Source organism: Micromonospora sp. NPDC007208 (assembly GCF_042869175.1).
In the GTDB taxonomy this organism is placed as follows: Bacteria; Actinomycetota; Actinomycetes; order Mycobacteriales; family Micromonosporaceae; genus Micromonospora; species Micromonospora foliorum.
In genome coordinates, this window is sequence record NZ_JBIAFG010000019.1 from 78,603 (window position 1) to 92,785 (window position 14,183).

General features: G+C 68.7%; 9 protein-coding genes. 1 reads left to right on the plus strand and 8 read right to left on the minus strand.

The window, feature by feature from the left end; genetic code table 11:
- Position 1 precedes the first annotated feature (1 nt).
- The 8 genes from ACFYL6_RS28890 to ACFYL6_RS28925 all read right to left on the minus strand — a co-directional run bounded on the left by ACFYL6_RS28890 (position 2) and on the right by ACFYL6_RS28925 (position 12,310).
- Positions 2 to 1,012 (minus strand): LacI family DNA-binding transcriptional regulator, encoded by a 1,011-nt coding sequence (locus ACFYL6_RS28890; protein WP_387176135.1) that lies wholly within the window; start codon positions 1,010 to 1,012, stop codon positions 2 to 4.
- Positions 1,013 to 1,124: 112 nt separating this feature from the next.
- Positions 1,125 to 2,852 (minus strand): IlvD/Edd family dehydratase, encoded by a 1,728-nt coding sequence (locus ACFYL6_RS28895; protein WP_387176054.1) that lies wholly within the window; start codon positions 2,850 to 2,852, stop codon positions 1,125 to 1,127.
- A gap of 88 nt (positions 2,853 to 2,940) precedes the next feature.
- Positions 2,941 to 3,825 (minus strand): carbohydrate ABC transporter permease, encoded by an 885-nt coding sequence (locus ACFYL6_RS28900; RefSeq protein ID WP_238662669.1) that lies wholly within the window; start codon positions 3,823 to 3,825, stop codon positions 2,941 to 2,943.
- Complete coding sequence (locus tag ACFYL6_RS28905) at positions 3,825 to 4,766, minus strand: carbohydrate ABC transporter permease (protein ID WP_387176056.1); 942 nt, start codon at positions 4,764 to 4,766, stop codon at positions 3,825 to 3,827. Before ACFYL6_RS28905 ends, ACFYL6_RS28900 begins: the two co-directional genes overlap by 1 nt.
- Positions 4,767 to 4,842: 76 nt before the next feature.
- Positions 4,843 to 6,183, minus strand: a complete 1,341-nt coding sequence (locus ACFYL6_RS28910) for an ABC transporter substrate-binding protein (protein ID WP_387176058.1) — start codon at positions 6,181 to 6,183, stop codon at positions 4,843 to 4,845.
- A gap of 103 nt (positions 6,184 to 6,286) precedes the next feature.
- Entirely contained in the window at positions 6,287 to 8,464 is a 2,178-nt protein-coding gene (locus tag ACFYL6_RS28915; RefSeq protein ID WP_387176060.1) for an alpha/beta hydrolase, read from the minus strand.
- A 172-nt stretch (positions 8,465 to 8,636) separates the two neighbouring features.
- A complete protein-coding gene (locus ACFYL6_RS28920; protein WP_387176062.1) occupies positions 8,637 to 9,659 on the minus strand; it encodes a LacI family DNA-binding transcriptional regulator in 1,023 nt (340 codons plus the stop codon).
- Positions 9,660 to 9,937: 278 nt separating this feature from the next.
- Positions 9,938 to 12,310, minus strand: coding sequence for a glycoside hydrolase family 3 N-terminal domain-containing protein (locus ACFYL6_RS28925; RefSeq protein ID WP_387176065.1), 2,373 nt, complete (start codon positions 12,308 to 12,310; stop codon positions 9,938 to 9,940).
- Positions 12,311 to 12,592: 282 nt separating this feature from the next.
- On the opposite strand from ACFYL6_RS28925, the gene ACFYL6_RS28930 reads away from it, so the two are divergent.
- Complete coding sequence (locus ACFYL6_RS28930) at positions 12,593 to 14,116, plus strand: alpha-N-arabinofuranosidase (protein ID WP_387176067.1); 1,524 nt, start codon at positions 12,593 to 12,595, stop codon at positions 14,114 to 14,116.
- Positions 14,117 to 14,183: the final 67 nt, after the last annotated feature.

A 14,183-nucleotide genomic window follows, 5' to 3' on the forward strand; every position in this document is an offset into this window, starting at 1 on the left:
ATCAGCCAGCGTCGGAGAGGGCGTTGCCGGCCACTGGCGGCGGCGCTGTGCTCTGGCGTACCACGAGTTTGGGGACGACCAACGGCAGACGCTGCGGCACCGTGTCGTCGATGGCCTGGGTGACGGCGGTGATGGCCCGGCGACCGACCGCGTCGAAGTCCTGCTGGATCGTCGTCAACGGCGGAATGAGGTAGGGCGCCTCGGGGACGTCGTCGAATCCGACGACGGAGATGTCCTGTGGCACCCGCCGTCCGCGCTCGTGCAGCGCGCGCAGCACGCCGATGGCCATCTGGTCGTTGGCGGCGAACACCGCGGTGGTCCCGCGCATCGCACCGATCCGCAGCCCGGCGAGGTAGCCGCTGTGCGCTCTCCAGTCGCCCTCGACCGGCTCCGGTGGGCGCAGGCCCGCCCCGCTCATCGCCTGACGCCAACCTTCGAGGCGTGCGCGGGCCTCCGCCCAGTTGAGCGGGCCGCTCACGTGCACGATCTCTCGATGTCCGAGATCGAGGAGGTGCTCGGTGGCCATCCGGGCGCCGAGCACCTGGTCGACGCCGACGGTCACGCTGGCCCTGGACAGGTCGCCCTCCACGACGACGAAGGGGACACCCGAGCGCGTCATCCGCACCACCTCGAGCGCCTCGTCGTTGCCGGCGATCATCACGACACCCTCCACGCCGACGCGCATGAGGTGTTCGGTGGCGTCGCTGAGCGCCCGTACCGTCACCTCGGAAAGGCTCACCGAGGTGGCGAAGTAGCCGGCGGCGCGGGCGGCGTCCTCGACGCTGCGATGGATGCTCGTCGGACCGAACAGCGTCCTGGCGGTGCCGATGATGCCGATCATCCCGGAGCGTCCGCGAACCAGCGCACGGGCGGCCGTGTTGGGACGGTAGTCGAGTCGTCGAATGGCCTCGAGGACCCGCTCCCGGGTTTCCCGCTTGATGCTGGGCGCCCCGTTGATGACCCGGGACACCGTCTGGTGCGACACGCCCGCCAGGCGAGCGACGTCGGCCATCACCGGTGGCCGGTCGGCCGCTGTCACAGCGGCCTTTGCGTGAACTCGCACTGGCGGGCCGTCCGTTCTTCCATGGAATCAGTTCCTCGTGGGCCTCGTCCGAACGTGACCGTCAGTGTGAGTGACGGGGCACCTCGCTGCCGCTGCCGCCGACGAGAAAATCGAGGTCCGCGCCGCTGTCCGCCTGTAGGACGTGCTCGCTGTACAGGCGTACCCAACCCCGGTCGGCCACCGGCGGCGGAGGCTGCCAGGCGGAGCGGCGTTCGGCGAGTTCCGTGTCGTCGACCAGGAGCTCCAGACGGCGCGTCGAGACGTCGACGGAGATCAGGTCACCGGTGCGGACCAGTGCGAGCGGGCCACCCACGGACGCCTCCGGTGCCACGTGCAGGATGCAGGTGCCGTAGCCGGTGCCACTCATCCGAGCGTCGGAGATCCGCACCATGTCCGTGATGCCGTCGGCGAGCAACCGTCGTGGCATGGGCACGTTGCCCACCTCCGGGAAGCCGGGGTACCCCCGTGGTCCGGCGTTGCGCACGACGATCACCGTGTCGGGGGTGACGTCGAGGTCCGGGTCGTCGGCGGCGACGACGTACTCCTCGATGCGGTCGAAGACGAGCGCCGGACCGGTGTGCGTGAGGAGCTGCGCGGAGGCCGCGGAGACCTTCAACACCGCCCCGGACGGCGCGAGCGACCCGCGCAGCACCACGGTGCCCGAGCCGGCGGGTTGGAACGGCTCCCCCAGGGTGCCGATGACGTCCCGGTTCCAGCACTGGGCGCCGTCGACGTTCTCCGCCACGCTCCTGCCGCTGACGGTGACGTGGTCCATGTGCAGCAGCGGGGCGAGTTCCTTCATCACCACCGGAAGACCGCCCGCGTAGGCGAAGTCCTCCATCAGGTACTTCCCGGACGGCATGAGGTTGACGAGGATGGGCACGTCGGCGGTGAGGGTGTCGAAGTCCTCCAGCGACAGGGGGACGCCGAGGCGTCCGGCAATGGCGAGCAGGTGTACGACGGCGTTGGTGGAACCGCCGATCGCGGCGTTGACCCGGACGGCGTTCTCGAACGCCTGCCTGGTGAGAACCGAGGACAACCGTTGGTCCTGTTCTACCATGGCGACGATCCGACGTCCGGCGGCGTGCGCGAGCGCGTACCGCCGGGAGTCGACCGCGGGCACGGCGGCCGCCCCCGGCAGTTGCACGCCCAGCGCCTCGGTCACGCAGGCCATCGTGGACGCCGTACCCATGGTCATGCAGTGGCCTCGGCTGCGGGACATGCCGACCTCCGCCTCGGAGCAGTCGGCCGCGGTCATCCGACCGGCCCGCATCTCCTCGGTGAAGCGCCAGACGACCGTGCCCGAGCCGATGTCCTGGCCGCGGAACTTGCCGTTGAGCATCGGGCCGCCGGTCAGCATCAGGGTCGGCAGGTCGACGCTCGCCGCTCCCATCAACAGGCCAGGGGTGGTCTTGTCACAGCCGGAGAGCAGGACCACCCCGTCGAGCGGGTTGGCGCGGACCGACTCCTCCAACTCCATCGCCAGCAGGTTGCGATAGAGCATGGTCGTGGGTCGCATCAGCGGCTCGCCCAGGCTCATCGCCGGGAACTCCAGCGGCAGGCCCCCGCTCTCCCACACGCCCCGCTTCACCGACTCGGCGAGGTCACGCAGGTGGGCGTTGCAGGGCGTCAGCTCCGACCAGGTGGTGGCGATGCCGATCACCGGGCGACCGTCGAAGACGTCGTCCGCGAAACCCTGGTTGCGCATCCACGACCGGTGGATGAACCCGTTGCGGCCTTCCGCACCGAACCACTGCCCGCTGCGCAGCGGTCGATTCGTCGTCGACATCAGCACACCTCTCTGTCATCCGTCCGGCCGCGTCCTGCGCGGCGATCAATGCGTGTGCGGTGGATTGGCTGGTGGCACCTGGCCCGACCTACCGGAGACCTCCGACGGACAGGCCGCCGCGCCAGTGTCGTTGCAGGCTGAAGAACGCGATGATCAGCGGGAGCACGGACACCAGGGAGCCCAGGATGATGAGGCTCCACAGCGAGGTGGTTCCCGCGTTGTTCGCGGACGCGATCCCCTGCCACAGGCCGAGGCCGACGGTGACCGGGAAGAGCCGGTTGTCGGAGAGCATGGCCAGCGGCAGGAAGTAGTTGTTCCAGGACGCCACGGCCGACAGGAGCAGCACGGTGACCACCGCGGGACGCATCAGCGGAAGGGCGATCTGAAAGAACGTCCGCAGCTCTCCCGCGCCGTCGACCCGCGCCGCGTCCAGGAGCTCGTCGGGCACCGCGTCGCGCGCGTACACGTGCATCAGGTAGACGCCGAACGGGTTGAGCAGCGACGGCAGGATCACCGCCCAGACCGTGTTGGTCAGGCCGAGCCGGGAGAACATGATGAACGTCGGGATGACCAGAGCGGTGGCGGGCACCATCAACGCGCCGAGCACGACGGCGAAGCTGAAGCGTCGGGCCGCGAACCGGTACTTGGCGAAACCGTAGCCGGCCATGACCGCCAGGACCGTGGCGCCGACGCCGCCGGCGATGGCGTACAGCGTGGAGTTGAGGATCCACCGGAGGTAGATGCCACCGTCGTAGGTGAAGAGCTGCCGGAGGTTTCCGAGGTAGTCGATCTGGTCGGTGAACCAGAGGGTGTTGCCGCCGCCGAACAGGCCCGGCGCGTCCTTGGAGCTGTTGACGATGACCCACCAGAACGGTACGAGGAAGTAGATCACCAGGAAGCCGAGGAGGATCTGTATCGGGAGATAGCGCTGCGGTCGGCGGGCGCCTGCGCGGACGCTGGTGTGGTCGGCCATCAGAGGAAGCTCCTCCGCTTGCGGGTGAAGAACAGGAAGGCGTACACGCAGATGAACACGATGCCGCCGAGGGCGAAGGAGATCGCCGACCCGTAGTTGAAGTTGGCGAGCGAGAACGCCTGTTGGTACGCGTACATGTTGGGGGTGAAGTCCGAGCCGATCGTGCCCGCGGCGAGGTATCGCAGGATCTGCGGTTCGTTGAAGAACTGCAGGGTGCCGATGAGCGAGAAGACCAGGATCAGGATCAGGGCGGGCGCGATCAGGGGGATCTTGATCCGCGTCGCGATCTGCCACCGCCCGGCGCCGTCCATCCGGGCCGCCTCGTAGAGCGTCGGGTCGACGCCCTGCAACGCCGCGTACAGGATGATCATGTAGTAGCCGGCCCACTGCCAGGTGACGACGTTGAGCAGCCCGTAGAAGATCAGGTCGCTGCTCAGGAAATCGGGGGCGGTGGCGCCGAACAGCCCGAAGATGTCGGTGAGCGGGCCGAAGCCCCTGCTGTAGAGGAACCCCCACATCACCGCTCCGATGACGGTGGGGATGGCGTACGGAAGAAAGATCATGAGGCGGGAGAAGCGCGCGAACAGTGTGGTCACCGAGTCCAGGATGAGAGCCATCACGAGCGCGATGATGATCTGCACCGGGATCGAGACGAGCGAGAAGCGGACGACGAACCACGCCCCGGACAGGAAGCTCGGGTCGGTGAACGCCTTCACGTAATTGTCGAAGAGGACGAAGCTGGTGCCGCCGATCAGCTTCTTCTGGAAGAGGCTGAGATACAGCGCGTACGCCAGCGGGGCGATGAGGAACGCCAGGAACACGACCCCGAACGGCCCGACGAAGAACCACCCCATCAGGTGCTCGCGAAGGTGTACCTTGCCACGGATCGTGCGCGTCTCAGGCTTTGTACGCGCCGCGCGCTTCTCGGTCAGGGATGTCATTGTGGTCTCCGGGACGTGGACGCTGAGGGGGGAGGGTGGGCCGGCCGCCCAGTGCCGGCGCGGCCCACCCAGCCGGTCACTGAACGGTGAAACCTTGTTCCTTGGCGTACTTCGCCACGTCCTCCTGGAGCCGGTCGGCAGCCTGCGAACCGGTGACGGAGCCCTTGATGACCTCGCTGACCTGCTTTTCCATCGCGTCGAGGTAGTACTGGCCGAAGGGGGCGTACTGGACGCCCTGGTAGGCGTCGGCGGCGGGGACGTAGACCTCCTTGTTCGCCTGCTGACCGCCGAAGAACGCCACCTTCAGGTCGACGAAGGCGGGATCCTTGAGCGCCGTGAGGTTCAGCGGGAAGATGATCTGGTTGGTCCAGCCGTCGGTGAGCGACTCCTTGTCGGCGTAGAGCCCGTAGGCGACCTTCGCGGCCAGTTCCGGCTTCTTCGCCTGCTTGGTCACTGAGAACGCCGACCCACCCCAGTTCACCTGCACCGGGTTGGCTGGGTCCCACTGCGGCAGCGGCGCCACCGCGAACTTGCCGGTGTCCTGGCCCTTGCCGACGCCCGCGCCGGTGAGGTAGCCGGGCGCCCAGGCCGCCGAGATGTACGTCGCGTAGTTGCCGTTGATCACGCCGGAGATGTACTCCGGGGTGAACTGGTTCTGCGTGCCGACCAGGCCCTTCTTGGCCAGGCCACCCCAGTAGTCCAGCACGTCCTTGGAGGCCTGGTCGTTGAGCTTCACACCGATGGCGTTCGGCTGCGCCGGATCGGAGGTGAAGGGCGTGGCACCCTTCTGGATCTGGAGCGCCATCAGGACCGCCGGCACGTTGGCGCCGAAGTCCCCGAAGAGCGGACCACCGGCGTCCTTGACCTTCTGCGCGGCCTGCTCGTACTCGGCCCAGGTCTTCGGCGGCGTGATCTTGTACTTGTCGAAGATGTCCTTGCGGTAGATCATGCCCATCGGGCCGCCGTCGACCGGGACGCCGTAGACCGCGTCACCGACCGACACGTCCTTCCAGGCACCCTCGCTGTAGTTGGCCTTGACCGCGTCGAAGCCGTACTGCTTGATGTCGACGAGCGCGCCCTGGATCTGGAACGTCGGAATCCGGTCCGCCTCGACCATGATCACGTCAGGCGCCCCGGTGCCCGCCGAGATGGCGGTCTGGAACTTGTCGTACTCGTCGCTGCCCTGCCCGACGTTGGTCCAGCAGACCTGCACGTCGTCGTGCTGCTTGTTGAAGTTGTCGACGACGAGCTGGGTGTTGGGGTACCAGCCCCACATCGTCACGACCGGCACGTTCTGCTTGGTGATGGTGTTCGTGCAATTGCTCGCGTCGCTGCCGCCCTCGTCGGAGGAGCAGGCGACGAGGCCGCTCCCCGCCGCGAGCATGACTACCGTGGCGAGTATTCGTCTTCTCTTCATTGAGATGGTTCCCTTCGGCGATGGCGGTGCACAGCATCCGTGCGCTGGCGGGCGCCACCGGGGCAGGAGTCCCTGCTCCCGGTGGCGTCGCCGGCGAGGGCTCCTAGCGCTTGAACAGACGCGGCGCGAGGTCGATGAGGTTTTTCTGCCACACGTCCCAGCCGTGCGGCCCCGGAGTGACCCCGTCGAACTCGTAGCGGATACCGAGGTTGTTCAACGTGGTCAGCGACGCCATGAAGCTCGGGTACACGAAGTCGGTCTGGTCACCGACGTACAGGCGCAGCATCTTGGTGCCCTTGTTGATCGCCGCCACGTCGACGCCGGTGCCGCTGCCGAACCCGGCCGAGAACGCCGCGACGTAGGCGAACTCGCCCGGGTAGGCCCGCAGCACGCCCAACGCCTGCCCGCCGCCCATCGACAGGCCGGCGAGGGCCTGCTGCGACGGGTCGCTGGAGACGTGGTAGCGGGCACGGGCCGTCGGAACGATGTTCTCCCGCAACTCCCGGTTGAAGTTCGAGGAGTTGCCGTTGCCCATCACGACGACCATCGGCGTGAGGTCACCGTCGAGGAACTGATGGTCGAGGATCTGCTTGGCACGGCCCATCTCGACCCAGTCCGTGTAGTTCTGGCCACTGCCGTGCTGCAGATAGAGGACCGGGTACGGCTGCGTCCGGCCCGGGTCGTACCCCGGCGGGGTCCACACCAGCGCGGTACGGTCCTGGCCGGCCACCGTGCTGGTGTAGGTCATGCTCTCGACCTTGCCGCCGCGACCCGCGGGTACGTCGGACAGCAGTCGGGCCCCGGGCCCAGGGATGAAGAAGGTGCTCCACATCGGTTCGGTGGTGACAGTCGTCGGGTTCGAGGCGTCCTTGACCGCGACCCGGTCCACGATTAGCCGGTAGTAGTAGAACCAGGGCTTCAGCGGACCCACTGTCGCCCGCCACCGGTCACCGTCGCGGGTCAGTGGCAGTCGCAGCCAACTGCCCCCCGGCGCGACGTTCGCCCAGACCGTGACGTGCTGAGCGTCAGTGAAGTCCGTGGTGGTCTCGAAGGTGACGAACCCGTCCTCGGTGACGAAGGGCGTCGGGGTGGTGCCGGCCGGCGGTGGGGTGAACTCCCGCTTGAGCGGCTGGTGGCCGGGGCTCGGCCCGTGGTCCCGCACGTGACCGAACAGCCGCGGCAGGAAGTCGACGAGGTTGTCCTGCCACGTGGTCCAGTTCGCGCCGCCGTCCGGGTTGACCCCGTCGAACTCGAACCGGACGTCGGCGCGGCCCAACGCCTTCGTCAGACGGTAGGTGGCGTTGTACGCGGGATCGGTGACGTTGCCCGTGTACAGGCGGAGCAGCTTGACGCCGCGGTTGATCGCCTTGGCGTCCCGGCGGTCGATCTCCGGAGCCGAGGTGCCCGAGAACCAGCCGACGTAGCCGAACTGACCGGGCCTGGTGAGCGCCGCGCGCACCGCGTCCGTTGCGCCGTCGGACACACCCGCGATCGCCTGGTGCGCCGGATCGCGAAGGACCCGGTAGTTGTCGGTGACCGCCTTCCGCAGGTCCGTCAACTCCTTGTCGCCCGAGGCGTCGTTGATCACCACGACCATCGGGTTCAGGGCGCCGGCGGCCGAGAGGTTGTCGAGGATCTGCTTGGATCGACCGAGATCGAGCCAGTCGGTGGCGGGCACACCCTCGCCCGACTGCAGGAAGAGCGTCGGGTAACCCTTCCCGCCCTTGGCCGTGTAACCCGGTGGCGTCCAGACCAGGGCGGAGCGCTGCGCGTTCCTGGTCCGATAGGTCAGCGTCTCGACCTTCCCGCCGGTGCCTGCCGGCGCGTCGACCAGCCACCGTGCCGAGTCACCCGCGACGAGGAAGGTGCTCAGGAGCGGGTTGGACGCGACACCGGTGCTGTTCGTCGGGTCCTTGATGGTCAAGGTGTCGTCGGCGGTGAGCTGGTAGTTGTACAGGCCGGGCTCCAGCGCGCCGAGAACACCCGACCACACGTCGCCCCGGCGGGTCAGACCGAACTCCGCCCAGGTGGCGGAAGGACCGAAGTTTCCCTCGACGACGACCTGCGAGACGGTGCCCAGGTTCTCCTGGACGTACGCCGCCGGGACGGTGAACGTGGCGTACCGGTCTGCGGAGACGTCCAGCCACGGCGTGTCCGCCGCTGCTGGCTGCGGCGCGAGGAGAACCGCCGCGGTGGCGATGACCCCGGCGGTGAACGCCGCCGAGAGCCGTCGGCGTACGCCCAGCCGGCGTAAACGCCCGTGATACTGTTCGGTAGTCACAACTCCACTCCTTTCAAGCGCCGGCAGCGGATGCGACCCGACTGACCGGCTCAACTCAACGGTGGATCTGGCCGTGCGTGCTGAATGCACCTCCTTCAGGCTGCTGCCACGGGCACCGCTGACCTGATCGCTCTGTCCGGAGCGATCAGGCTCGTCCGCCCATGGACGGATGTCATGGTCGTGCCGCGCTCGTCGGTGGTGCGGTCGAGCCGCGCACGACGAGGCTGGTCGGAAGCACGATCTGGCTTGGCTCGTCCCACTCGCCGGTCACCAGTGACTTCAGCATCCGCGCGGCTTCGTACCCGAGCTGGTACATCGACTGGTCCACTGTGGTCAGACCCGGCTGGGTCAACGCCGACTCGGGGATGTTGTCGAACCCGACGACGGACAGGTCCCCCGGCACCGAGAACCCCAGCTCCCTGGCGACCTCCAGAACCTTGAGGGCCATCCCGTCACTGGCGGCGAAGATCGCCGATGGTGGGTCCGGTCGTTGCAGCAGGACGCGCGCCAGCGGAGTTGCCGACTCGGGGTTGAAGTCTCCCCGGCCGATCAGCGTCGGGTCGACCGGAACCCCGGCGGAGGTCAGCGCGGCCCGGTAGCCCTCCTCCCGCGACCAGGCCGAGGCCAGGCTGTCGCGGCCGGCGATGAACCCGATGCGCCGATGACCCAGGCCGAGCAGGTGCTCAACCGCTGTGGTGGCGCCCGTGAGGTTGTCGGAAATCACCGAGGGCGCCGTCGAGCCCCGCACCGGATCGATGGCCACCACCGGCGTCCGACTCCGGACCTCGCCCCAGGGCGTGACGACGATGCACCCGTCGGTGAGGGTGCCCGACAGGCGGGTCAGGTGCCGCTGCTCCCAACCCTCCGAATACGACCCGTAGAGGTCGCTGTTGGCGTAGATGATCAGATCGAAGCCCGAGCGGCTCAGCGCCTTCATCACGCCCTTGAGCACCTCGGCCGTGTAGGACTGGAAGCTGTGCGCCACGAGGCCCAGAACGTTGGTGCGGCTGCGCCGAAGGCTGGTCGCCACCAGACTCGACTCGTAGCCGAGCTGCTCGATGGCGGAGCGCACCTGAGCGACCGTACGAGCACTGACGCCGTAATGGCCGTTGACGACGCGCGAGACGGTGGCGGTGGAAACGCCGGCGGCTCGGGCGACATCACTCATGGTTACCGGCGCATTGACTTCAATCATGCCGCTCTCTCTGGACTGCAATCGTTATCGGTTACGTTTCCAGGATGTTGCCAACGTAACTGAGAACGATTACGAACACAAGACCTCTTCGCCCTTACCCGACCACCGAGAAGAACGTCCTAACTGGATACCCGCAAGGCGGCGGCCACCGTTGCGTAGAACGCAATCGGCAGCCGCCGCCGGGGGTCGAAGTGGGGTTCGATTACTGCGCTGGTGCTACCGGTTGACAACAGGACGGCACGCTCCGTCAAGAACGATTCCCCGACCGGGGTGAACGATCACAACTGCCGTACTTCAGCGGTCCCGCTAAAGACCTTCGACGCCGGCCGGTCCGGGTCCGCACCGATGACAAAGGTGCCGGCGTGGGTACGGTCGGCAACCGAGAAGCCGACGTACACCTCGATCTCCCCGGCCTCCACCGCGTAGGTCATGCTCCGGTCGTAGAAACCGAGCTGGCCCGTGGGGAGCTCGAACCGCACCGCCACCCGCTGGCCGGCGGCCGCCTCGACGCGGGCGAAGGCCTTCAGCTCCAGCACCGGTCGGGTGATCGTGGCCTGCGGGTCGCGGACGTAGAGCTGCACGACCTGCTCCCCCGCCCGCTGTCCGGTGTTGGTGAGCGTGACCTCGACCCCGACGCTGTCCCCGGCGCGGACCTCGGCGCTCTGCACCGTGGCGTCGTCGATCACGAACGAGGTGTACCCGAGGCCGTGGCCGAACACGTATCGCGGGGCGACCGGCGAATCCACGTAGTCGCCGTGCCAGTGTGACCGCCCGCCGGACACCTTGTGGCCGTAGAAGACGGGGATCTGGCCCACGCCACGGGGATACGAGATCGGCAGCTTCCCGCTCGGGTTCACCTCACCGAGGAGCACCTCGGCGATCGCCTGCGCCCCGGTCTCCCCCGGCAACCAGGCCATCAGCACCGCGGCGCACTCCTCGTGCAGGAAGTCGCTGCCCACCGGCCGGCCGGCGACGAGCACCGCCACGACGGGTGTGCCGGTCGCGACGACGGCGCGGACCAGGTCCTCCTGCACACCCGGCAAGTCCAGACTGGACCGGTCCCGCGACTCACCCGTGGTGGCCCCGGGGGTCAGCCCCGAGCGGTCCCCCAGGACCAGCACCGCGACGTCGGCCGCCGCGGCGACCGCGACCGCCTCGGCGAACCCCTCCGTCGACGGGTCGAGCACGTCGCAGCCCGGGGCGAAGCGCAACCGGTCGCCCAGCCGCGCCGCGAGCTCGTCCCGCACCGTGGGCACCCCCTCGGTGCTCTCGTCGATCTCCAGATCGTCCGGGATCGTCATCATCTCGCCGAGCAGGCCGCGCCGCTTGCGCGCCTCGACCAACGCCTCGATGTGGGCCGCGAACGAGTAGTCACCGAGCAGGTGTCGGGCGTCGTCGGCGTTCGGGCCGATGAGAGCGACCGTTCCGGCTCCCCCGGGCAGCGGCAACACACCGTCGTTCTTGAGCAGGACGAGGCTGCGGCGGGCGATCTCCAGCGCCGCGTCCCGGTGCCGCCCGGCGTTCGCCGACGTCGCGGCCGCGTCCTCGTCGACGTACGGGTTCTCGAAGAGCCCGAGTTCGACCTTGTGCCGAAGGACCCGTGCGACCGCCTCGTCGAGCTGGGCCTCGCTGACCTCGCCGGTGTCCAGGGCGCGGGTGAGGGCGTCCGCGTACGCGTCCGTCGCCGGCAGCTCGACGTCCACGCCCGCGCCGAGGCCCACCGTCGCGGCCTGCTGCTTGTCCTGCGCGAAGTGGTGGTACGAGTGGAGGTCGTTGACGGCGAAGTAGTCGGACACCACGCTGCCGGTGAAGCCCCACTGGCCACGGAGGACGTCGGCGAGGAGTTCCCGGTTGGCATGGCAGGGGACGCCGTCGAGCTCGTGGTAGCCGGCCATCACCGACTGGAGCCCGCCCTCGCGGACCGCCGCCTCGAACGGGTACAGGTACACCTCACGCAGCAGACGCGGCGGCAGGTGGGCCGGCGCCCAGTTCAGCCCACCCTCGGACGCCCCATAGCCGACGAAGTGCTTGGCGGTGGCGAGGACGCCGTCGGTCAGGTCGGCGCCCTGCAGGCCCTTGACGAACGCCACCCCCATCCGGGACACCAGGTACGGGTCCTCGCCGTAGGTCTCCTCCGTCCGGCCCCACCGTGGGTCGCGCACCACGTCCAGCACCGGCGAGAGCCCCTGGTGGCTGCCCATGGCGCGCATCTGTGCGCGAACGGCGTCCGCCAGTTGCCGGTTGAGTTCCGGCGCCCAGGTGCTCGCGACGCCGATAGCCTGCGGGAAGATGGTCGCCTCGCGGGCCATCACCCCCGAGCAGACCTCCTCGTGCACGATCGCCGGGATCCCCAGCCGGGTCTCGGTCACCAGGAAGCGCTGGATCGCGTTGGCGACCCGCGCCACCTGCGCCGCCTTCAGGCTGGTCGCGCCCGCGACGCGGGTCACGTGCCCCAGGCCGTGTCCAAGGATCGGCCGGGCCCGCTCGGCCGCGAACCGACCACCCTCCAGCAGGGCGAACGCCCACGTGCTGCCCAGTTGCGCGAGCTTCTCCGCGCGGGTCATCCGGGCCAACAGGTCCGACACCCGTTCGTCGACGGGCGCGGTCGCGTCGGCGTAGGTCGCCTCGATCTCCGGCTCAACAGTGGTCACCCGGTCACCCCAATCACCGCGACAAGCTGGTCTTTCGGTCGGGGGCAGGCCCCTCGGGGGCGTGCCGGCCAGACATTGATCCAGGCGGCGTGTTCCCTTACGTAAACGTAATCGGTAACGTTTACATAGATCGAAACGTAATCGAAGACGATCACGTTGTCCAGAGCTCGCACCGCCTCCACCACCCCTCGGTCCCGGCGCTCGGGCAGTGCTGCCGGCGTCGGACCTGCACGAAGGGAGCCAGCCCTGAACACCCACCCCGACAGCGCGCCGGAGAACGGCGTGCACACGGCCCGCCTGACCCTGGACCCCCGCCGACGCGTCGCACCGGTGCCACGCCGGATCTTCGGCTCGTTCGTCGAGCACCTGGGTCGCTGCGTCTACACCGGAATCTTCGAGCCGGGGCACCCGACGGCCGACGCCGACGGCTTCCGGGGCGACGTCCTCGCGCTGGTGCGCGAGTTGGGTGTCACCACGGTGCGCTATCCCGGCGGCAACTTCGTCTCCTCCTACCGCTGGGAGGACGGCGTTGGCCCGGTCGACGAACGACCGGCGCGGCTCGACCTCGCCTGGCACAGCCTGGAGACCAACGCGTTCGGGCTCGACGAGTTCATGCGCTGGGTGAGCAAGGCCGGCGTGGATCCGATCATGGCGGTCAACCTCGGTACTCGTGGCACCGCCGAGGCCGTCGACCTGCTGGAGTACGCCAATCACCGCGGTGGGAGCCACCTCGCCGACCAGCGCCGCGACAACGGTGCGGTCGACCCGTACGGGATCAAGCTGTGGTGCCTGGGCAACGAGATGGACGGCCCGTGGCAGGTGGGTCAGCGCAGCGCCACCGAGTACGGGCGGCTCGCGGCGCAGACCGCGAAGGCCATGCGCCGCTTCGACCCCGATCTCGAACTCGTCGCCTGCGGCTCGTCACACCTCGGCATGCCGACCTTCGGCAGCTGGGAGCGCGACGTGTTGACCGAGGCGTACGACGACGTCGACCTGATCTCGCTGCACGCCTACTACCAGCCGGTCGACGACGATCTGGCCAGCTTCCTCGCCTCGGCCGAGGACATGGACAGGTACATCGACGCCGTCACCGCCATCGCCGACTCGGTCGGAGCGATCCGTCGGTCGACCAAGAAGATCATGATCGCGTTCGACGAGTGGAACGTCTGGTACCAGTCCGCCGCCCCGTCCACGCCGCCGAGCGGCGAGGACTGGCCGGTCGCGCCGCCACTGCTGGAGGATCACTACAGCGTGGCCGACGCGGTGGTCGTCGGCGGCCTGCTCATCAGCCTGCTCCGGCACAGCGACCGGGTGAGCGCGGCTTGCCAGGCCCAACTGGTCAACGTCATCGCGCCGATCATGACCGAGGTGGGCGGCTCGGCCTGGCGCCAGACCATCTTCCACCCCTTCGCCCGCACCGCCCGGCACGCCCAGGGCACTGTGCTGGACGTGCTGCGCGACGGCAGCACGACGACCACCGACCGCTACGGTGAGATCGACGCGGTAGACGCGGTCTCCACCTGGGACGACAGCACCGGGGAGATGACCGTCTTCCTCGTCAACCGCGTCCTGGACACCCCGGCCGAGGTGACCATCGACGTGGCCGGCGCGCAGGTCACCGACATCATCGAGTGCGTCACCGTCGGCGGCACCGACCTGCACGCCAAGAACACGGCCGACGGTCCGGACCACGCCGCACCGCGCCCCAACGGCACGGCACGCGGCGCCGACGCCAGCGTCCAGCTGACTCTTCCGCCCGCGTCCTGGACCATGCTGCGCCTGCGCGCCACCGACACGACCCCGTGATCGGCTGACGCGGTCCCGGACGCGCCCCGGCCGCGCATTCCCTGGCGTAACAACCAGGGGTGCGCGG

Excerpts from the sequence above, each read along its gene's own strand:
- ACFYL6_RS28890 (WP_387176135.1), bottom strand. The coding sequence starts at position 1,012 with ATGGCCGACGTCGCTCGCCTGGCGGGCGTGTCGCACCAGACGGTGTCC.
- ACFYL6_RS28895 (WP_387176054.1), bottom strand. The coding sequence starts at position 2,852 with ATGTCGACGACGAATCGACCGCTGCGCAGCGGGCAGTGGTTCGGTGCG.
- ACFYL6_RS28900 (WP_238662669.1), bottom strand. The coding sequence starts at position 3,825 with ATGGCCGACCACACCAGCGTCCGCGCAGGCGCCCGCCGACCGCAGCGC.
- ACFYL6_RS28905 (WP_387176056.1), bottom strand. The coding sequence starts at position 4,766 with ATGACATCCCTGACCGAGAAGCGCGCGGCGCGTACAAAGCCTGAGACG.
- ACFYL6_RS28910 (WP_387176058.1), bottom strand. The coding sequence starts at position 6,183 with ATGAAGAGAAGACGAATACTCGCCACGGTAGTCATGCTCGCGGCGGGG.
- ACFYL6_RS28920 (WP_387176062.1), bottom strand. The coding sequence starts at position 9,659 with ATGATTGAAGTCAATGCGCCGGTAACCATGAGTGATGTCGCCCGAGCC.